The organism is Halolamina sp. CBA1230 (assembly GCF_002025255.2).
GTDB lineage: Archaea > Halobacteriota > Halobacteria > Halobacteriales > Haloferacaceae > Halolamina.
Window position 1 is genome coordinate 2,503,147 of sequence record NZ_CP054587.1, and the last position, 18,087, is coordinate 2,521,233.

Annotated in this window: 17 protein-coding genes and 1 pseudogene; 8 read left to right on the top strand and 10 right to left on the bottom strand. The window is 68.5% G+C overall.

Annotated features, from left to right (window positions below):
• Positions 1 to 43: 43 nt before the first annotated feature.
• On the bottom strand, positions 44 to 352 hold the full coding sequence (locus B4589_RS13230; RefSeq protein WP_079234704.1) for a hypothetical protein: 309 nt from the start codon (positions 350 to 352) through the stop codon (positions 44 to 46).
• 423 nt (positions 353 to 775) lie between these two features.
• On the opposite strand from B4589_RS13230, the pseudogene B4589_RS13235 reads away from it, so the two are divergent.
• From B4589_RS13235 to B4589_RS13245, 3 genes and pseudogenes are all read left to right on the top strand, one after another.
• Positions 776 to 1,806 (top strand): annotated as a pseudogene (locus B4589_RS13235) (amidohydrolase family protein).
• Between the two features lie 3 nt (positions 1,807 to 1,809).
• Complete coding sequence (locus B4589_RS13240; RefSeq protein ID WP_079234705.1) at positions 1,810 to 3,090, top strand: MFS transporter; 1,281 nt, start codon at positions 1,810 to 1,812, stop codon at positions 3,088 to 3,090.
• 216 nt (positions 3,091 to 3,306) lie between these two features.
• Positions 3,307 to 4,743 (top strand): DHH family phosphoesterase, encoded by a 1,437-nt coding sequence (locus B4589_RS13245; protein WP_079234706.1) that lies wholly within the window; start codon positions 3,307 to 3,309, stop codon positions 4,741 to 4,743.
• Here B4589_RS13245 and B4589_RS13250 read toward each other — a convergent pair.
• Positions 4,740 to 5,348, bottom strand: a complete 609-nt coding sequence (locus B4589_RS13250) for a HalX domain-containing protein (RefSeq protein WP_079234707.1) — start codon at positions 5,346 to 5,348, stop codon at positions 4,740 to 4,742. The genes B4589_RS13245 and B4589_RS13250 overlap by 4 nt on opposite strands.
• A gap of 173 nt (positions 5,349 to 5,521) precedes the next feature.
• Here B4589_RS13250 and B4589_RS13255 point away from each other — a divergent pair, with 173 nt between their 5' ends.
• Complete coding sequence (locus B4589_RS13255; protein WP_079234708.1) at positions 5,522 to 6,250, top strand: ATPase domain-containing protein; 729 nt, start codon at positions 5,522 to 5,524, stop codon at positions 6,248 to 6,250.
• Here B4589_RS13255 and B4589_RS13260 read toward each other — a convergent pair.
• The 5 genes from B4589_RS13260 to B4589_RS13280 form a co-directional block, all read right to left on the bottom strand.
• Positions 6,247 to 6,588 carry a helix-turn-helix domain-containing protein gene (locus tag B4589_RS13260; RefSeq protein ID WP_079234709.1) on the bottom strand — a complete coding sequence of 114 codons (342 nt, stop codon included), beginning with the start codon at positions 6,586 to 6,588 and terminating at the stop codon, positions 6,247 to 6,249. The two genes, B4589_RS13255 and B4589_RS13260, sit on opposite strands and share 4 nt — an antisense overlap.
• An 86-nt stretch (positions 6,589 to 6,674) precedes the next feature.
• Entirely contained in the window at positions 6,675 to 7,094 is a 420-nt protein-coding gene (sufU, locus tag B4589_RS13265) for a Fe-S cluster assembly sulfur transfer protein SufU (protein ID WP_079234710.1), read from the bottom strand.
• Between the two features lie 287 nt (positions 7,095 to 7,381).
• Positions 7,382 to 8,656 (bottom strand): aminotransferase class V-fold PLP-dependent enzyme, encoded by a 1,275-nt coding sequence (locus B4589_RS13270; protein WP_079234711.1) that lies wholly within the window; start codon positions 8,654 to 8,656, stop codon positions 7,382 to 7,384.
• 467 nt (positions 8,657 to 9,123) lie between these two features.
• On the bottom strand, positions 9,124 to 9,423 hold the full coding sequence (locus tag B4589_RS13275; protein WP_079234712.1) for a DUF424 domain-containing protein: 300 nt from the start codon (positions 9,421 to 9,423) through the stop codon (positions 9,124 to 9,126).
• The gene (locus B4589_RS13280) at positions 9,423 to 10,166 is read right to left on the bottom strand and encodes a tetratricopeptide repeat protein (protein WP_079234713.1); all 744 of its coding nucleotides are present in this window, start codon (positions 10,164 to 10,166) and stop codon (positions 9,423 to 9,425) included. The genes B4589_RS13275 and B4589_RS13280 overlap by 1 nt, the downstream gene beginning before the upstream one ends.
• Positions 10,167 to 10,290: 124 nt before the next feature.
• Here B4589_RS13280 and B4589_RS13285 point away from each other — a divergent pair, with 124 nt between their 5' ends.
• The 3 genes from B4589_RS13285 to B4589_RS13295 all read left to right on the top strand — a co-directional run bounded on the left by B4589_RS13285 (position 10,291) and on the right by B4589_RS13295 (position 13,230).
• Complete coding sequence (locus tag B4589_RS13285; RefSeq protein WP_079234714.1) at positions 10,291 to 12,258, top strand: aconitate hydratase; 1,968 nt, start codon at positions 10,291 to 10,293, stop codon at positions 12,256 to 12,258.
• A gap of 53 nt (positions 12,259 to 12,311) precedes the next feature.
• The gene (thpR, locus tag B4589_RS13290; RefSeq protein WP_079234715.1) at positions 12,312 to 12,887 is read left to right on the top strand and encodes an RNA 2',3'-cyclic phosphodiesterase; all 576 of its coding nucleotides are present in this window, start codon (positions 12,312 to 12,314) and stop codon (positions 12,885 to 12,887) included.
• Between the two features lie 79 nt (positions 12,888 to 12,966).
• The gene (locus tag B4589_RS13295; protein WP_079234716.1) at positions 12,967 to 13,230 is read left to right on the top strand and encodes a hypothetical protein; all 264 of its coding nucleotides are present in this window, start codon (positions 12,967 to 12,969) and stop codon (positions 13,228 to 13,230) included.
• A 36-nt stretch (positions 13,231 to 13,266) separates the two neighbouring features.
• On the opposite strand, the gene B4589_RS13300 is transcribed toward B4589_RS13295, so the two are convergent.
• On the bottom strand, positions 13,267 to 14,025 hold the full coding sequence (locus B4589_RS13300; protein ID WP_079234717.1) for an NRDE family protein: 759 nt from the start codon (positions 14,023 to 14,025) through the stop codon (positions 13,267 to 13,269).
• 55 nt (positions 14,026 to 14,080) lie between these two features.
• On the opposite strand from B4589_RS13300, the gene coaBC reads away from it, so the two are divergent.
• The gene (coaBC, locus tag B4589_RS13305; RefSeq protein ID WP_079234718.1) at positions 14,081 to 15,244 is read left to right on the top strand and encodes a bifunctional phosphopantothenoylcysteine decarboxylase/phosphopantothenate--cysteine ligase CoaBC; all 1,164 of its coding nucleotides are present in this window, start codon (positions 14,081 to 14,083) and stop codon (positions 15,242 to 15,244) included.
• 107 nt (positions 15,245 to 15,351) lie between these two features.
• Here the strand turns inward: coaBC and mutL are convergent, their stop codons facing one another.
• Together mutL and B4589_RS13315 are read right to left on the bottom strand one after the other, a co-directional pair.
• Positions 15,352 to 17,685 (bottom strand): DNA mismatch repair endonuclease MutL, encoded by a 2,334-nt coding sequence (gene mutL / locus B4589_RS13310; protein WP_079234719.1) that lies wholly within the window; start codon positions 17,683 to 17,685, stop codon positions 15,352 to 15,354.
• Positions 17,686 to 17,687: 2 nt separating this feature from the next.
• On the bottom strand, positions 17,688 to 18,077 hold the full coding sequence (locus B4589_RS13315) for an NUDIX domain-containing protein (RefSeq protein ID WP_079234720.1): 390 nt from the start codon (positions 18,075 to 18,077) through the stop codon (positions 17,688 to 17,690).
• Positions 18,078 to 18,087: the final 10 nt, after the last annotated feature.

The window sequence follows — 18,087 nt, forward strand, 5'->3', positions numbered from 1 at the left end:
GCTGGCGCCCGGAGGCGCCAGCCGGTCGCGCGCCGTGCCTTCGTTACGGCGGCCCGGTTCGTAACTCCACCTCCACGTCACTGACGCCGAACCGCTCCTCCAACCGCGTGCCGACGTCGCCCGTGTCGTCGACCAGCAGCGACGCCGAGACGTTGACCGTCAGGTCGTTCAGGCCGGGACGGATGCCTTCGAGGTCGACGGCCTCGACGGTGTCGACGCCGTCGGCGTCGCCGAGGCGGTCGCGGACCCCGGTTTCGAGGTCGCCGGCAGCGTTTCGTGGGACGCTCACTGTACAGGTCACGCCGATGGGCTGGCGGCGAACCGCCGAGCCCTCGGAGCTTTTGGTGCTCATCGCACGCTCCCACCACGACTCGAACGTGCTGGGGGGACCAGCTCCCGTGGGAGTTGGCCCACAGCGTGAACAGACGGCTCCAGGAGAGTGCAGGTTCGCACCGACCGGGCCGCCGTGAACCGATTCACGCTGCGAGCCGACCGGACCGAACCTGCGGGCGTACGATGGCAATAATCCCGACATACCCGAACCGGTCCGCTCCGGTAGACCCAAGCCCACAGCTATTGGACGCTGTGAGCATTGAGTGGGATGTCGGGATGCGCATCGTTCGTCCTGTCAGAGCGTCTGTCGGCGCACTACTTAACTTTACCCCGACCGTGAGTGGCTGTGGCATAGACAGCTCGTGGCCCCCTGCGACCTCGGCCCCGCTCCACAGCCTGCTTCGAACCGAAATCATTTGTCTCCGCGGCGCAACCCGCGGGTATGCGAGTCATCCGGAACGGGATCGTCCACACCCAGACCGAACGCGGAACAGTCGAGGGCGACGTGCTGATCGAGGACGGGAAGATCGCCGGCGTGGGTGCGGTGGACGCGCCGAGCGATGCTGCGGAGCTCGACGTCGACGGCGCTCACGTCACGCCGGGTCTGGTCGACGCCCACTCCCACGCGGGCATGGCTGAGTGGGGCGAACCCGAGGACGGTGACTTCAACGAGGGCACGTCGGCGACCACGCCGACGAGATGCTGATCAAGGAGGACGGGATGAAGGCCGCGATGGGCGAGAACCCCAAGCGCTTCCACGGCGAGCAGGAGGGACGCCAGCCGTCGACCCGCCCCGGCGTCGCCGCGACGCTTCGGGAGCAGTTCATGGCCGCCGAGGACTACCTCGACCGGAAGGGGAACGCCGACGAGGAATTCGAACGCGACCTCGGGATGGAGAACCTCTCTCGCGTACTCACGGGCGACCTCCCGCTGCGGGTTCACGCCCACCGTGCCGACGACATCCGGACCGTGTTCCGGATCGCCGACGAGTTCGGCATCGACGACCTCTCGATCGAACACGCCACGGAGGGCCACGTGATGGCCGACGAGTTCGTGAAACGCGACGTGCCCGCCGTCGTCGGTCCGTCGATCTCCTCGGCCAGCAAGTACGAACTTCGGAACATCACGTTCGAGACGCCGGGGATCCTTCACGACGCCGGCGTGAAAATCGCGATCCAGACCGACGCGCCGATCCTCCCCCAGCAGCACCTCGACGTCTGTGTCGGTCTCGCGGTGCGGGAGGGGCTACCCGCCGAGGCTGCACTCGACGCCGTCACGATCAACGCGGCGGAGATCCTCGGCGTCGAGGACCGCGTGGGCACGCTCGAACCCGGCACCGACGCCGACGTGGCGGTCTGGAACGGCGAGTTCTGGCGCGTCGACACGCGCACCCAGCACGTGTTCGTCGACGGCGAGCACGTGTTCGACCGCGAGGCGGACGCGACCGACCCGCGCGAGGAGTACGCCTGGTAACGCGTGCGGTTCCCCACCCCCTCGAAGCCGGCCATCGACGACGAGAACCCCAGCGTCCCGGTCGTCGTCGGCGCGGTCATCGCCGGCGTGTTCTTCGGCGGTGTGGGTGGCGGTGTCGCGTTCCCGACGCTGCCGACGCTGAAGACCGTTCTAGGCATCTCCTCGTTCGTTGTCGGACTGATCCTCTCGGTCAACCGCTTCACCCGCCTCCTGCTGGCGACGCCGGCGGGACAGGTGCTCGACAGCGTCGGCACCCGGCGCCCGATGCTCGCCGGTCTCTTCGTCCAGGGGCTGGTTCCCTTTGGCTACGTGGTCGGCCTCGACCCCGGGCCGCTCCCGCTGTCCAGCGCTGCGGTGTTCTTCCTCTCACGGGCGCTGTGGGGTGTGGGCTCGGCGTTCGTGTTCGTCGGCGCGTTCAGCACGGTCACCCACGTCACCACCGCGGAGAACCGCGGGAAGTGGGTCGGCTACATGCGCGGCGGCCAGAGCCTTGGCTTCCCCGCCGGGCTGATCCTCGGGGGGCTCCTGACTGACCTCTACGGGTACAGTGAGGCGTTCACCGTCGCCGGGGCCGCCGGGCTGTTCGCGGCCGTCGTCGCGTTCGTCGTGCTGCCGAACGTGGAGGGGGCAGCGGCGTCGACGACGCGGCTCCGGGACCTGCCGGCGGTCGTCCGTGCCGACGCGCGCGTGCTCGGCATCGGCGCGACCAACCTCGCGGTTCGCTTCCTCTATGCGGGGATCCTGCTCTCGACGGTGGTTCTGTACACCCGCGAGTTCGACATCGGGCTGGGATCGCTAGCGTCGACGGGCGTCAGCGGGATCGTGATGGCCATCTCCGTGCTCGCGATGTCGGTGACGACGCTGCTGGTCGGGCGGCTTTCGGACACGCTGCCCTCACGAACGTACACCGTCATCCCGTCGCTGGGGCTGCTCGCGGGCGGGTTCGCGCTGCTCGGACTGTTCCCCTCCGTCGAGAGCACGGTCGTCGGGGTGGCGCTCGTTGGGATCGGCGTCGGCGGCACGGGACCACCGCTGCTCGCGTACCTCGGCGACATCGCGCCCGGCGGCGACGTGGGGAAGCTCGGCGGCGTGTACAACGTGTTCGGTGACCTCGGGTCGACGATCGGACCACTCGTCGCACTACCGCTCGCGTCCACGGTCGGCGTCGGTGTGGAGTACCTGGTCTGTGCCGGTCTCGCGGTGCTGACGGCGGCGATGGTGCTCGCGACGCTCGACGGCGACCCCGAACCGCTGCGCTCGCCCGAGGTCGTTCCGGACGACTGAGGGGCTCACGGCTCATTCCGTTCGCTTCACGAGGGCGTTTGCCTCCGCTCGCTATTGCTCGCGGAGTTTCCTGGTCCCGCTACCGCTGCTCACGGCTCACTTCGTTCGCCGTTCGCTTCACGAGGGCGTTTGCCTCCGCTCGCTATCGCTCGCGGAGTTTCCCGCCCTCGCAAGCGAGAGTTTAAACCCGAGAGCGAACCCACTCCCACCAGAGCGATGAGCGACCCCGTCCCCGTGATGGCCGAGCGCGCGACCGCCTGTGCGGACCGCCTGCTGGCCGCCGACTCCGTCGTGCTGGCCTCCCACATCGACGCCGACGGCCTCACCAGCGGCGCGATCGCCGCCAGCGCGCTGGAGCGGGCGGGGATCCCCTTCGAGACCACCTTCGAGAAGCAGCTGGACGCCGAGGCGATCGACCGGATCGCCGCGACCGATCACGAGGTCGCGCTGTTCACGGACTTCGGCAGCGGCCAACTTGACGACATCCTCCCCCACCATCGCAACAGCGCGTTCGACGCCGTCGTCGCAGACCACCACCAGCCGGCCACCGGCGAGGAGGGTGAGGATCCGCCCGAGATCGACCACCACCTCAACCCCCTGCTGTTCGACATCGACGGCGCATCCGAACTCTCGGGCGCCGGCGCGACGTACGTGCTCGCTCGCGCGATGGAGCCAGACGACGTCGACAACCGCGACCTCGCGGCGCTGGCAGTCGTCGGCGCGGTCGGCGACATGCAGGACACCGACGGCGGCCTGATCGGCGCGAACGAGGGGATCGTCGCCGAGGGCGTCGCGGCCGGCGCCATCGAGGAGGTAACGGATATCTCGCTGTACGGTCGGCAGACGCGACCGCTGCCGAAACTCCTCGAGTACGCAAGCGAACTTCGGATCCCGGGCATCTCGGGCGACGAGGAGGGGTCGATCCGCTTCCTCTCCGACCTCGACGTCGACCTGAAAGTCGACGGCGACTGGCGGCGCTGGGTGGATCTCTCCTTCGAGGAGCGTCAGACCGTCGCGAGCGCGCTGATGCGCCACGCCATCTCGCGGGGCGTTCCTCCGGAGCGCGTCAACGGCGTCACGACGACGACGTACGTCCTCTCCGCGGAGGAGGTGGGGACGGAGCTCCGTGACGTGAGCGAGTTCTCGACGGTGCTGAACGCCACTGCGCGCTACGAGCGGGCGGACGTCGGGCTGGCGGTCTGTCTGGGCTATCGCGACGAGGCGCTCGAGGAGGCGCGGCGGCTCCTCCGCACCCACCGCCGGAACCTCTCGGAGGGACTGGAGTGGGTAAAAACCGAGGGCGTCGAACAGGCCGACAACCTCCAGTGGTTCGACGCCGGCACACACATCCGGGAAACCATCGTCGGCATCATCGCCGGCATGGCGCTGGGCGCGTCGGGGATCCGCCGCGATCAGCCGATCGTCGCGTTCGCCCAGGAGGACAGCGACGAGCTGAAAGTGTCGGCGCGGGGGAGCGGATTCCTCGTCCGTGACGGCCTGGACCTCTCGGTCGTGATGTCCGAAGCCGCGGACGCGGTCGGCGGCGGCGGTGGGGGCCACGACGTGGCGGCTGGCGCGACGATCCCACGGGAGCAGCGGGACGCGTTCCTCGACGAAGCGGACCGGATCGTCGGCGAGCAGCTCGGCGACTAGCTGCCGATATCCTCGAACAGCTGTCGGTAGTCCTGGGTGTCGAACCGTTCGGTGATCCGGTCGAGTTCGTCGTCGAGCTCGTCGAGCTCGTCGGTCAGCTGCTGGTACTGCTCGTTGCGCTCGAGCGCCTCCCGGGGTTTCTCGGCTTCGAGCGTCGCCCGCTTGGAGGCCAGCGACGCGGTTCGCTGGAGCCGGTCGTCGTACTGGCTCCGCGCGCCGAGGCGTTCGACGGCGTCGAGCAGGTCGCCCTGTGAGAGCGGCTTGAGCACGTAGAGGTCGAACCCCATCTCCACGATGTCGAAGTCGGGCTCGACAGCTGTCACCATCCCGACCCGGATGTCGAGCTCCCGGTCGCGGATCTCCGCGAGCAGCTCCTCGCCGTGTCCGTCCGGGAGCCGCCGATCGAGCAGCGCGATGTCGTACTCCCCGCCCACCATCGCCGACGCCTCGTCGAGCCTGTTCGCGACGTCGACGTCGTACCCCTCGGCCGCGACGGTGGTGGAGTAGAGCTCCGCCACGTCCGGTTCGTCTTCGAGGATCAACACTCGCGTGTCGTCCTCCCGCTCGTCGGTTCGGCCCCCCGCGCCGGTGCCCGCCTCGCTCATAGCCCTAACCCATCGGCCGCCTTTAGTTAACTTTACCGTCGTCCCCCGGCCGCTCGATCCCTCGCCTTCCCGCGTTCGCGCGGTCGGGAACGTGCTGCGAACGGGAGCCGTATCCTAGGGGGAGTTCGCCTCGCAAAAGTTAATCCCCTCCGCGACGCTACCTCTCCCTACTCATGGTCGACGTGACCGAGACCGGCGTTGACGGTCTCGACTCTATTCTCAACGGCGGTATCGTCGAGAACTCGACGGTTCTGGTCAGCGGCAACCCCGGGACGGGCAAGAGCATCTTCGGCATCCAGTACCTCCACACCGGCGTCGAGGAGTTCGACGAGAAGGGGATCTACATCTCCTTCGAGGAGAACGCCGAGGACATCAGAGAGGCCGCGGAGTCGATCGGCTTCGACGACTGGGGCGAGATGGTCGATCGCGGCGACATCAAGGTGTACGACAAGTCGACGATGCTCCGGGAGGAGGACTTCAACACCGCGATCGACCGCCTGCTGCAGGATTTCGCCGGCACCACGTACGACCGGCTGGTGCTCGACTCGCTGACGATGTTCAGCCTCTTTTTCGACGACGAGAAGGAGAACCGCACCTACCTGCTGAAGTTCTCGGACATCCTCAAGAAGAACGGGCTCACCTCGCTGCTGATCAACGAGCAGGGCGCGGTGTTTCCCGAGACCGAGATCGGGCTGGAGAACTTCCTCACCGACGGCAACATCTACTTCATCCAGACGCCGACGGACAACGGCGTGAACCGCTACGTCTGGGTTGCGAAGATGCGCAAACAGGATATCAACACCGACATCTTCCCGATGGAGATCGGCGACGGCGGCATCACCGTTTACGAGCGCGCCGGCGGCTTCTCGATGATGGGTAGCGAGGAGCAGCCGGGGTTCTAGCTCTGTCCCTGTGACATCCGACGCCAGACCTCGTCGAGTTTGTTGGTCACGTCCGAGCGCTGTTCGAGTTCGACGCTCAGCCCGTCCCGGAAGTCGATCGACACCTCGTCGACACAGCGGCGGTACACCTTGATCCGGCGGTGTTCCTCCGAGAGCGGCCGGTCGTGGAGCTCCAGCAGGTCAGCCTCGGTCAGCTCCTCTATCCGACGGTAGCAGGTCGCGATCGGCACGTCGAGCTCCTCGGAGAGCTCCTGTGCGGATTTCGGCTCGCCCGCTGCCTCGAGAATCTCCGGGTTGTACTTGTTCCCGAGCACCTCGATGATCTCGTCCGAGGCCATTCGTTATCGCTGTTGAGACGGCGTTCCAAAAACGTACCGCCATACGTAACCGACGAGGCGTGCCGGGAATCAGTTCCGAGAACTGACTACTCTTCGGTTATCGTGCGGTCCTTCTCGTCGAGTTCGCCGCGGTAGAGCTTCGCGCCGTCCTGGGCGATCTGGCGGGCGAGCACCGCACACTTGATCCGCATCGGCGAGATGTCGACGCCGAGCATGTCGACGATGTCGTCGGTGTCCATCGCCTGCAGCTCCTCGATGCTGTTGCCCGGGAGCTCCTGGGTCAGCAGCGATGCCGCGGCCTGCGAGATGGCACAGCCGTCGCCGGTGAAGGAGACCGCCTCGATCGTCTCGTCGTCGTCGGCCAGCTTCACGTCGACCTGGATCGTGTCGCCACAGGAGGGGTTCTCGCCCACGTGGGAGAAGTCGGGGTCCTGCATCTCCCCGTAGTTGCGCGGGTTCTTGTAGTGGTCGAGGATCTGCTGGCGGTACATGTCCGAGCCACTCATGGCTCGAAACAGACGGTTTCGGGGGAAAAGGGTTCCGGGGTATTCGGCCGATTCTGCGAGCACGAACGGAGAGTGGACGAGTGCAGACGTCGCTGTGGGTGGTTTCTAGCGTGAACGGCGACCGCAACAGCATCTCGTTCGTAGACCACTTGTAACCGCATCGCCCCGCACAGCCCACACGCCTCCCCAGCCGATTCGCTCGTTCGCGTTGCTCACTCGCTCATCCCTCGCGCCCGTCGCGCGACGGAGCGCGCTCCGCATTCGCGCCACCGCGACCCCAGAGCCGATCAGGCGAACAGTTCGCGCGCCGTATCGACGGCCTCGATCAGTTCGTCGATCTCGTCTTTGCGGTTGTAGAGGTAGAACGAGGCCCGCGTCGAGGCGGGGACGCCCAGCACGTCGTGCAGCGGCTGGGTGCAGTGGTCACCCGCGCGGACCGCGACGCCGTGATCGTCGAGGATCGAGGAGAGGTCGTGGGCGTGGACACTCTCGAGGTTGAACCCCACCAGCCCGCCGCGCTCCTCGCGGGGGCCGTAGATCTCGATGTCGTCGAACTCGTTCAGGCGGTCGTAGGCGTACCCCGCGAGTTCGGCCTCGTGCTGGGCGATCGCGTCCATCCCCACGTCCTCGAGGTAGTCGATGGCGGCAGTCAAGCCGACGGCCTCGGCGATCGGCGGCGTGCCGGCCTCGAACTTCCAGGGAAGGTCCTCCCACGTCGAGTCCTCGAACTCCACGCGGCGGATCATCGACCCGCCGACGAGGAACGGCGGGAGTTCTTCGAGCAGGTGTTCCTTCCCGTAGAGTACGCCGATCCCCGTCGGGCCGAGCATCTTGTGGCCCGAGAACGCGTAGAAGTCGGCGTCGATCGCGTCCACGTCGACCGGGCGCGTGGGGACGGCCTGTGCGCCGTCGACGAAGGAGAGCGCGTCGTGCTCGTGGGCGATGTCCGTGATCTCGGCGACGGGGTTGATCGTCCCGAGCGTGTTCGAGATGTGGACCGTACTCACCATCGCGGTGTCGTCGTCGACCTTCTCGCGCAGGTCGTCCATGTCGAGCCGCCCGTCGTCGTCGATCTCGACGTAGCGGATCTCCGCGCCCGTTTTGGCACAGAGCTGCTGCCACGTCACGAGGGAGGCGTGGTGCTCCATCTGCGTGGTGACGACGTTCTCGCCCGGTTCGAGCTCGGTTAGCCCCCAGGTGTAGGCGACGAGGTTGAACGCCTCGGTGGTGTTCTTGGTGAACACGATCTCCTCGCGACCGTCGGCGCCGACGAACTCGGCGGCGCGGTCGTGGGCCTCCTCGTAGGCGACGGATGCCTCCTGACTCAGGCTGTGGATGCCGCGGTGGACGTTGGAGTTGTACTGGTAGTAGTACTCGGTCATCGCCTCGACGACCTGCTTCGGCGTGTGGCTGGTCGCGGCGTTGTCGAGGTAGTACAGCGTCGTGTCGTCACCCTCGTCCGGGCCGGGAACGGTCACGTCGCCGCCGACTTTCCGGTCGAGGATGGGGAAATCCTCCCGGATGGCGTCGACGTCGAGCGCGGTCGTCTCGTGGGTAGCCATTACGAGATACTGGGGGTTGGAGGGGGAAGGGGTCTTCGGTAGCGGGGTCGGAAAACGCCGCGAGCGACAGCGAGCGGAGGCAAACGACCCCGGAAAAGCGAGCGGGGAGCGAAGCGACCCGCGAGCAACGCGATCTGCCCGGAAAAACGCCGCGAGCCACTGCCGGACCAGAAACCGTCGGGAACGAACCGACCGAAGTGGTGTATCTGTATAGCCCCACCGCTATCGGACGGTAATATGTATAGCCGTCAGGGGGATACATGCGGAGCGATCACCCTGATCGCTGGGAGGCGGTCAGCCACCGACGCATTCCGGCATTCCCCCACATCCACATTCCGGCACACCCACAGCTGACCGCGCTCCCTTCTCGATTCCCGGTCGTCCCGCAACGATCGGGGTCCGCTTTTTCACCGACAGCGCAGCAGTCGCTGGTCGGTCGAGCGAACGGAACGGGAGGAGTTCCCGGCTTAGAACTGCAACAGCTGTGCGTGGCGGGTCTCCCCGACCTCCAGCACCGTCGCCTCGTCGATGATGCCCGCTTCGACGGCGACGCCGACGCACTCCTCGCCGACGAGGTTCGCGACTGAGGCCCGGCGCAGGCCGTCGACGACCGCGTCGGCGTCGGCCTCGACGGCGCCGTCGCCGCCATAGAACGACTCCTCGACGGTGATCGAGACCTCCCCGTTCTCGAACGTGCGGCCGAGCAGGTCGGCGTCACACACCGAGACGAGCAGGCCGCGTTCGGTCTCCCGTTCGCGCAGCAGCATCAGTACTCCTCGACCATCTCCTGTTCGGCCTCCTCACGCATCTCCTCGGCACGCTGGCGGACCTCCTCGGCCTCCTCCTCGCGGCCGACCTCCTCGAGCGCGCGGACTTTCTCCTCCAGCACCTCGGCGTTGTTCATGCCGAGGCGTTGGGCGTTCTCGAAGCAGTCGACGGCGTCCTCGGCGAGCCCGCGTTCGAGCATGAAGAAGCCGCGGTTGTACCAGGCCTGCGCGAACCGGGGGTCGATCTCGACGGCGTTCTCGGCGTGGCGCAGCGCCTCCTCGCTCTGGCCGAACTCCCAGAGGGCGTAGGCGAGGTTCGTCTCGGCGGTGGCGGCGTGCTCGGAGTCGTCATCGATGTCGATCGCCTCCTTGTACGCGCCGATCGCCTCGTCGTACTCCTCGAGTTCGGCGTGGGCGGCGCCCTTGTTCACCCAGGCCTCCTGCTCCTTCTGGGGGTCCTCGGCGAACTGCGCGGCGCGCTCGAACGTCGCCGTCGCCTCCTCGAAGCGGTTGATCTTCGTGTAGGAGACGCCGACGTCGATCAGTTGGTCGGTGTCGACCTCCTCCTTCGCGATGTTGCGCTCGTCGAGCAGGTCCGACAGCACCCGGGTGTCGACGGGGTCGACCTCGCCGGGGTCGACTTTCAGTTCGGGCGGGTCGATGTCGAACTCCTCGAACTCGTCGGGGAGCCCCTGCCCCTCCGAGAACTGGTGGTCACGGTCCTCACGGGGGTTGTCACTCATTACTCGCGGTTCGCGGTCGTCGGGGGTAAGGGTTACGCGTCGCGCAGTTCCGACTCCCGTATCGCTCCGTGTTCACACATCTCGGAGGCGAAAGCCTTACCCGCCGTATCGGAGAGTCGCCAGTATGGCCGGCACAGTCACCGAGCAGATACTCGAGGCACATCTCGTGGACGGGAGCCTCACCCCGGGCGAGGAGATCGGGATCGAGGTCGATCAGGCGCTGCTCCACGACACGACGGGGAACCTCGTCTGGCTCCAGTTCGAAGCGCTGGATCTCGACGAGGTCCAGACCGAACTCGCGGCGCAGTACTGCGACCACCACGCCTACCAGTACGACTTCCGGAACACCGACGACCACCGGTTCCTCCGCTCGGCGACGGGCAGCTTCGGCGCGCACTTCTCGGAGCCCGGCAACGGCATCTGCCACCAGGTCCACACGGAGCGGTTCGCGGCGCCCGGGAAGACGATGCTCGGCAGCGACTCCCACACCGCCACACAGGGCGGGCTCGGGCAGTTAGCCATCGGCGCCGGCGGCCTCGACGTTGCCGTCGCGATGGGCGGCGGCGCCTACTACGTCGAAATGCCCGAGATCGTCGAGGTCCGGCTGGAGGGTGAGCTGCCCGGATGGGCGACCGCCAAGGACGTGATCCTCGAGCTCCTGCGCCGACACTCGGTCAACTACGGGGTCGGGAAAGTGTTCGAGTACACCGGCCCCGGCGTCGAGACGCTCACCGTCCCCGAGCGCACCACGATCACGAACATGGGGACGGAGTTGGGGGCGACGAGCTCCGTCTTCCCGTCCGACGACGCGACGCGGGCGTACCTCGAACGGCTGGGCCGGGAGGACTGTTACATCGAGATCGCCCCCGACGACGACGCTGAGTACGACGACGAGCTCGTCGTCGACCTCTCGGCGATCGAGCCCCTGATCGCGGAGCCGTCGATGCCCGACAACGTCGTTCCGGTCGCGGAGGTGGCGGGAACGAGCGTCGATCAGGTGCTGATCGGCTCCTGCACCAACGGCGGCTACGAGGACGTTCTCCCGGCCGCGAAGATGCTCGAGGACCGAACGGTCGATCGCGGGACCGAGATGATCGTCGCGCCGGGGTCCAGACGAACTACCGAGATGCTCGCCCGCGAGGGGTGGACGGCCGAGCTGATGGCCGCCGGCGTGAACGTCTCCGAGGCGACCTGCGGCGCGTGTGTCGGTATCGGCCACGTCCCCGCGTCGGACTCCGTCTCCGTGCGGACGTTCAACCGGAACTTCCGGGGGCGCTCCGGGCTCGAAGACGACGCCGTCTACCTCTGCTCGCCGGAGGTCGCGACCGCCGCGGCGATCGAGGGGGAGATCGTCGACCCCCGGACGCTGGCCCGGGAACCGGACGGGCCGACACCCCCCGGAGTCGAACTCCCGGAGCGCTACCCTGACTCCGAGGCGGGGCTCATCGCGCCGGAGGAGGCCGTCGACGACGAACTCATCAAGGGGCCGAACATCGGCGAGGTTCCACTGAAAGCGCCCCTCGGAAGCGACCTGTCGGGGACGGCGCTGCTGAAGATGGGGGACAACGTCACGACGGATCACATCATCCCGGCGACGGGGGACGTGTCGATCTACCGGTCGAACATCCCCGAACTGAGCAACTTCACGCTCTCGCGGATCGACGAGGGGTTCGCCGAGCGGGCGCTCGCGACCGACAGCAGCGTGCTGGTCGCCGGGGAGAACTACGGGCAGGGAAGCTCCCGGGAGTACGCGGCGCTGTGTCCGATGTATCTCGGCGTCGAGGCCGTGCTGGCCCGGAGCTTCGCCCGCATCCACGAGGCGAACCTGTTCAACTTCGGACTGCTCCCGCTGACGATCGACGCGGCGACGTACGACCGCATCGAGCAGGGCGACGAGGTCGCGATCGTCGGCGACGTCGACGAGGGGGTGACCGCGGGCAGGGAGGCGTTCACGATCCGCGTGAACGACGAGTGGACCGCGACCACGCGACTGGACGCCTCCGAGCGACAGCGCGACCTCCTCTCCGCCGGCGGGAAGCTTCCCTACACGAAGCAGCACGGTGAGGGTGGCCACGCGCCCGCGGACGACTGACTCCCGTCGACCGAGCCCCAACGCTTAGCGGCCGCCGGCCCCTGCCGCCCGGTATGCGACTGTTCTTCGCGATCGACCTGCCCGACGACCTCCGCGAGCCGTTCGCGGCGCTACAGGACGACCTCGCGGCTGCGGAGGGGCTGAACTTCACCGACCCCGACCAGGCGCACTTGACGATGAAGTTTCTCGGGGATACCCCCACGGAGGACGAGGCCGACGAGGAGCCGACGGTCGGCGACGCGAAAGCCGCCGGCGCGGCGGCGGTCAACGCGGCCGATCTCGACCCGTTCGAGATGGAGGTCGGCAGCCTCGGCGCGTTCCCGTCCGAGGAGTACATCTCGGTGGTCTGGGCGGGCGTGCGCGACGGCGCCGCCGACCTCGAATCACTCGCGGCCGCACTCGAAACGGAGGCCACCGACAGAGGGTTCGAGGAAGCGGACAACCCCTTCACGCCCCACGTCACGCTCGCCCGCATGAACGACGCTCGCGGGAAGGACCTCGTGCAGGACCGAATCCGGAACACCGATCCGACGGTCGGCCGCTTCACGGCCGAGGAGCTCCGCCTGAAGCGCTCGGTCCTCGGCGACGACGGCGCGGAGCACGAGACGATTGCGCGGTTCTCGCTCTAACGGGCGCCGCCGGAGCGAGCGTGCGAACTCCTGTCCTTTCGCACGCAACAGTTATCTCCGCTGACAGCGGAGGAGGAGTATGGAACTCAGCAACGTCCAGCGCGGTATCGACAGCGAGATGGCTGCAGAGCAGCTCCGGCGCCGCTACGAGGCGCTTCGGGCCCGGGCAGCCGAGAGCGAGGAGGCCGCCGCGGCGCGCCACCAGCTCGCCGAGCGCACGCTCGACCTGACGGAGGAGTACTTCCCAGCAGAGGTGGCCGCGCGCCGACGGAAAGTCGCCGCAGCGGGGTTCGCCGCGGGTGTGGTTGTGGGCGCCGCCGCGGACGCGGCGCTCCGACGGTAGAACGATCGGACCGAAGGCGGTAGGCGAAGAATCGAGCTACGCCGCGTCGAGATCGACCGCCGCGTCGACGGGCTCGAACGCCGTCTCACACGGCGACCCGTCGGCGAACTCGAACCTGACTTCTCCGTCGTCGCCCAGCGAGAGCAACGACGCCGACACAGTCCCGTAGCCGTTCTGGTGGACGCAAACGCCGTAGTCGTGATCGCCGAGCACCGCCTTCGCGCGGTCGAGCCACGCGTCGCTGTCCTCGTCGGGGTCGGGGAGGAGTTCGGTCCGGACGGCCGCGGCGTCCTCGGCCTGCTCCTGCCCGCGTTCGGGTTCGGAAAACGGGATCGCGGGCGCGTCGCTGGCGCCGACGTTGACGACGACGTGGACCCCCGGCTCCAGTTCGCGGACCAGCAGTCGGCCGTCCCACTCCAGCAGGTACGCCGCGTCGGCGTCGGCGAGCACGAGGTTGAACCCCGCGTACTCGTCCGCTTCGACGGCGTTCTCGACCATCGTGACGGCCTCCGTCGCGGAGGGCTCCCGCAGCGCGTCGCGGGTGAGCAGCCCCCGCGAGCGCTCGCCCGCGAGGTCGGCGTCGGTCCAGCGGTTCGTGATCCCGACGAACAGCCCGGACTCGTTGTACCCCAGCCAGGTCCCTCCAGCTTTCGCGTCTCGGGGCGCGATCACGGTCGGCTCCGTCCCGAGCCGCGCAGGCGGCTCTGAGGGCCGGTCACGTTGCTCGTCGCGGTTCGCGGCCACGGCCACGGGCGCGTCGTCGAAGGTCTGCCAGGCGAGCGTCAGCGTACACACGGATCCGAGTAGGCGCGGGCGGTGTTTAAGCCCCCGGCGTCCCACCGGTCGGTCGATGCTCGAAGGCGTCAACGTCGCGCTCGGTGTCACCGGCAGTATCGCGGCGGTGAAAGTCGTCGAACTCGCCCACGAACTCCGCCGGCAGGGCGCCGAAGTCCGCGGCGTGCTGACCGAGAGCGCACAGGGAATCGTCCACCCCTGGGCGGTGGAGTTCGCCACCGGCCGCGAACCGATCACCGAACTCACCGGGGGAGTCGAACACGTCGAACTCTGTGGCCGTGACGGCTGGGCGGACGTGCTCCTGATCGCGCCCGGCACCGCGAACACCGTCGGGAAGATCGCTGCCGCCATCGACGACTCGCCGGTGACGACGACCGCGACGACCGCACTCGGCGCGGACGTGCCGGTCGTGATCGCGCCCGCGATGCACGAACCGATGTACGACCATCCGGGCGTACTGGACGCGATCGACCGCGTGGAGTCCTGGGGCGTCGAGTTCGCCGACCCGCGGATCGAGGAAGGGAAAGCCAAGATCGCGACCGAGGAGGCGATCGTCACCGAGGTCGCCCGCGCAGTGACGCCGGACTCTCTGGCCGACCAGCACGTCGTTGTCACCGCGGGCGCGACCAGCGAGCCGATCGATCCGATCCGGACGCTCACCAACCGCGCGTCGGGGAAGACGGGGCGAGCAGTCGCGAAGGCCTGCTACGTTCGCGGCGCCGACGTGACGCTGGTCCACGACGGCGGCGACGTGCCCTACGCCGCAGTTCGACAGGTCGAGCAGGGGGCAGAGATGCGTGACGCCGTGCTGGAGACGCTCTCGGTCGGCGGCGACGCACTGATCTCCGCGGCCGCGATCTCGGACTTCACCGTCGACACCGCCGCGGAGAAGATCAAATCCGGCGAGGAGCGCACGCTGACGCTCACTCCGGCGCCGAAGCTGATCGACGACGTTCGGGACGGCCATCCCGACCTGCCGATCGTCGGCTTCAAAGCCGAGACCGCCGGCGACGACGAGGCACTGGTCGACGAGGCGAGGCGGATCATGGACCGCGCCGGGCTCTCGTTCGTCGTCGCCAACGACGCGAGCGTGATGGGCGGCGACGAGACACGGGCGTTGCTGGTGCGCGGCGAGGGGTACGTGGAGTTCACCGGCAGCAAGGCGGAACTGGGGGCGTACGTTGCCGAGGAGTTGGCGGACGTGCTGAGTGAGGAGTAGCTACTCGCGGCGACGTTCATCGTGCCCGACGCCGCCTCCTATCGCCGGCGTCCGCCGTGCCCGACGCCGCCTCGGTCCGTTGACGGCGACACGAGAGTCGCCGTCCGTTACTGCCGGCGTCCGCCGTGTCCAGGGTAGTCGCGCTCGAACCGCTCACCGATCTCCTCGCCCGAGATCTCCACGATCACGGGGCGACCGTGCGGGCAGGCGTACGGGTTCTCGCAGTCGTCCAGCGCCGACAGCAGGTCGCTCACCGAGCCCTCGGTCAGCGAGGTGTTCCCCGTCACCGAGGGGTAGCAGGCCAGATCCGCGAGCAGATCGTCGACGGCGTCGTCGACCGCCGCCTCGCCATCGCCCTCGGTGACGAACGCCGAGAGCACGTCCCGCAGGAGTTCGGGGTCGAGCGTGGCGTCGAACACCGCCGGGACCGCCGTCACCTCGACCGTGCGGTCGTCGCCGGCGCCCGGCCGACCGTCGCCGGTCGTATCGTTTCCGGCGCCCGCCCGACAATCGCCGGTCGCACGTTCGGCCTCGAAACCGATCTCCCCGAGCGCGTCGGCGTGGCTCGCGAACAGTTCGGCCTCGCGAGCGGTGAGTTCGAGCGGCACCGACTCCGCGAGCGCCTGGCTCGCCATCCCGTCGGCGAACTGCCGGCGGAGGCGCTCGTAGTTCACGCGCTCGTCGGCGGCGTGCTGGTCGATCAACACCAGCCCGTCGTCGGTCTCCGCGACGACGTAGGTGTCCTGTAGCTGCCCGAGCACACGCAGCGTGGGTAGCGAGTCGAACTCGCCGCCGGCTTCCGCGGTGCCGCCGCCGAGCGCCTGCTGGGTCGCCGTGGAGAACGAGCGGTCGCGGTTCGGGGTTGAGGACGATTCAGTCGTGGAGTCCGCGCGGTCCGACTCGTCGACCGAGCCACCGCCGGACTGGTCCGTTCCGGACTCCGTGCTTGACGCCGAGCCGACAGTCGACCGCGACTGCCCTGCCCCCGATTCGCCCGTCGACGCCGACGAGCCCCCGGAGAGGTCGACCGACCAGTCGTCGTCGCTCGTGGAGTCGGTGGTCGTCCCCTCGTCGACCGTCGACTCCGCCTCCCGGGCAGCATCGTCGTTCCAGTCGTCGAGATCGCTCTCCGTCGCGACGTCAGTGTCCCGCACGCCGGCCGAGGAGTCGGCCGGGGTTGACGAGCCGCGTTCGTTCCCGGACCGATCCGAGGACTGCCCGAGCCCGGACCGCTTCTCGGCGCCGGTATCCCGCGCTTCTCGCCGGTCTGCCACGCCGCTGGCTTCCTCGTGCTGCGTGCCCGCCCCGCCGACGACCTCCTCGTCGTCCTGCCCGGGGCGGACCGGCGTCTCGTCGGCCTGCGATCGCCCGCGGGGGGCGGAGGTGCGGATCAGCCCCTCCGCCAGCAGCGCCTCCTTCACCGCCTCGGTGACCGACTCGCGGACGCCCTGCTCGTCGTCGAAGCGGACTTCGAGCTTCCGAGGGTGGACGTTCACGTCGACCGTCGCGGGGTCGAGTTCGACGAACAGCACCGCGAAGGGGTAGCGATCCGGCGCCAACTGGCCGCCGTAGGCGTCGAGCACCGCCTCCCGGAGCGTCGAGGCAGTGACGTAGCGGTCGTTCACGAACGTCGAGAGGTACTCCCGGCCCGCGCGGGTCGTCTCGGGGTGGGAGACGAGTCCCTGTACCGAGTGAACAGGCTCGTCGTCCTCGTCCGCCGACCACTCCACGTCCACCATCGACTCCGCCACCTCGCGGCCGTACGTCGAGAGCACCGTCGAGCGGAGGTTCCCCGTCCCGTCGGTCGCGAACACCTCGCGGTCGTCATGCTCCAGCGAGACGGCGACGCCGGGGTTTGCCAGCGCGTACTGCGTGGCGACGGTGTTGACGTGGTCGAACTCCGTCGCGTCGGTTTTGAGGAACTTCCGTCGGGCGGGGACGTTGTAGAACAGGTCCTCCACCTCGACGACCGTCCCCTCCGGGCAGCCAGCCGGCGTCGGCTCGCCGATGTCGCCGCCGGTGACGGTGAGCTCGTGGCCCATCTCGCCCCCGCGAGGCTTCGAGCGGACGGTCATCCGCGAGACGGAGCCGACCGCCGCGAGCGCTTCCCCTCGGAACCCCAGCGTCCCCACGCCGGTTTCGAGGTCCGCGATGTCGCCGATCTTGGAGGTGTGGTGGTCGCGGACGGCGAGGTCGAGTTCGTCGGCGGTCATGCCGACGCCGTCGTCCCGGACGCGGATGCCGTCCTTGCCGCCACGCTCGACCGCGACGGAGACGCGAGAGGCGTCGGCGTCGATGCTGTTCTCGACCAGCTCCTTCACCACCGAGGCGGGGCGTTCGACCACCTCGCCGGCGGCGATCCGCTGGACCGTCTCGTCGTCGAGCGCGGTGATGTTCGGCGTATCCGCGCCGCCCGGCTCGCTTTCGTCGTTCTCGGCCATCGTCAGCGCAGCCCCGTCCGCTCGATCGCACGTTTCTGGGTGCTGTTCAGGTCGCGTTCGACGGCCTCCTCGGGGGCGAGCCACACCGCCCGGACGTGATCGCCCGAAAGCGTCGCGCTCTCGGTCGGGCTGTGGGCGCGGTAGATCGACGCGAACGCGCCGCCCCCGTCGATCTCCCAGGCCGTGTTCAGCACGGGCCCGTCGACGTCGATGTCGAGCCCGGTCGTCTCCCGGATCGCGCGTTTCAGCCCCGGGATCGGCTGCTCGCCCACGCGAAGCTGCCCGCCGGGGAGCTCCCAGACGCCGTTCTCGTTCTCCAGCAACAGCAGCCGCTGCTCGGGTTCGGGGCCGAGCAGCACCGCCTTCTGCGTGACTGCGAACTGGTGGGTCACGGGCGACCCT

What these genes read in the sequence shown, in the direction of transcription:
- B4589_RS13230 (WP_079234704.1), bottom strand. Translation starts at nt 352, where the DNA reads ATGAGCACCAAAAGCTCCGAGGGCTCGGCGGTTCGCCGCCAGCCCATC.
- B4589_RS13245 (WP_079234706.1), top strand. Translation starts at nt 3,307, where the DNA reads ATGAGCGACCCCGTCCCCGTGATGGCCGAGCGCGCGACCGCCTGTGCG.
- B4589_RS13250 (WP_079234707.1), bottom strand. Translation starts at nt 5,348, where the DNA reads ATGAGCGAGGCGGGCACCGGCGCGGGGGGCCGAACCGACGAGCGGGAG.
- B4589_RS13255 (WP_079234708.1), top strand. Translation starts at nt 5,522, where the DNA reads ATGGTCGACGTGACCGAGACCGGCGTTGACGGTCTCGACTCTATTCTC.
- B4589_RS13260 (WP_079234709.1), bottom strand. Translation starts at nt 6,588, where the DNA reads ATGGCCTCGGACGAGATCATCGAGGTGCTCGGGAACAAGTACAACCCG.
- sufU (WP_079234710.1), bottom strand. Translation starts at nt 7,094, where the DNA reads ATGAGTGGCTCGGACATGTACCGCCAGCAGATCCTCGACCACTACAAG.
- B4589_RS13270 (WP_079234711.1), bottom strand. Translation starts at nt 8,656, where the DNA reads ATGGCTACCCACGAGACGACCGCGCTCGACGTCGACGCCATCCGGGAG.
- B4589_RS13275 (WP_079234712.1), bottom strand. Translation starts at nt 9,423, where the DNA reads ATGCTGCTGCGCGAACGGGAGACCGAACGCGGCCTGCTCGTCTCGGTG.
- B4589_RS13280 (WP_079234713.1), bottom strand. Translation starts at nt 10,166, where the DNA reads ATGAGTGACAACCCCCGTGAGGACCGTGACCACCAGTTCTCGGAGGGG.
- B4589_RS13285 (WP_079234714.1), top strand. Translation starts at nt 10,291, where the DNA reads ATGGCCGGCACAGTCACCGAGCAGATACTCGAGGCACATCTCGTGGAC.
- thpR (WP_079234715.1), top strand. Translation starts at nt 12,312, where the DNA reads ATGCGACTGTTCTTCGCGATCGACCTGCCCGACGACCTCCGCGAGCCG.
- B4589_RS13295 (WP_079234716.1), top strand. Translation starts at nt 12,967, where the DNA reads ATGGAACTCAGCAACGTCCAGCGCGGTATCGACAGCGAGATGGCTGCA.
- coaBC (WP_079234718.1), top strand. Translation starts at nt 14,081, where the DNA reads ATGCTCGAAGGCGTCAACGTCGCGCTCGGTGTCACCGGCAGTATCGCG.
- mutL (WP_079234719.1), bottom strand. Translation starts at nt 17,685, where the DNA reads ATGGCCGAGAACGACGAAAGCGAGCCGGGCGGCGCGGATACGCCGAAC.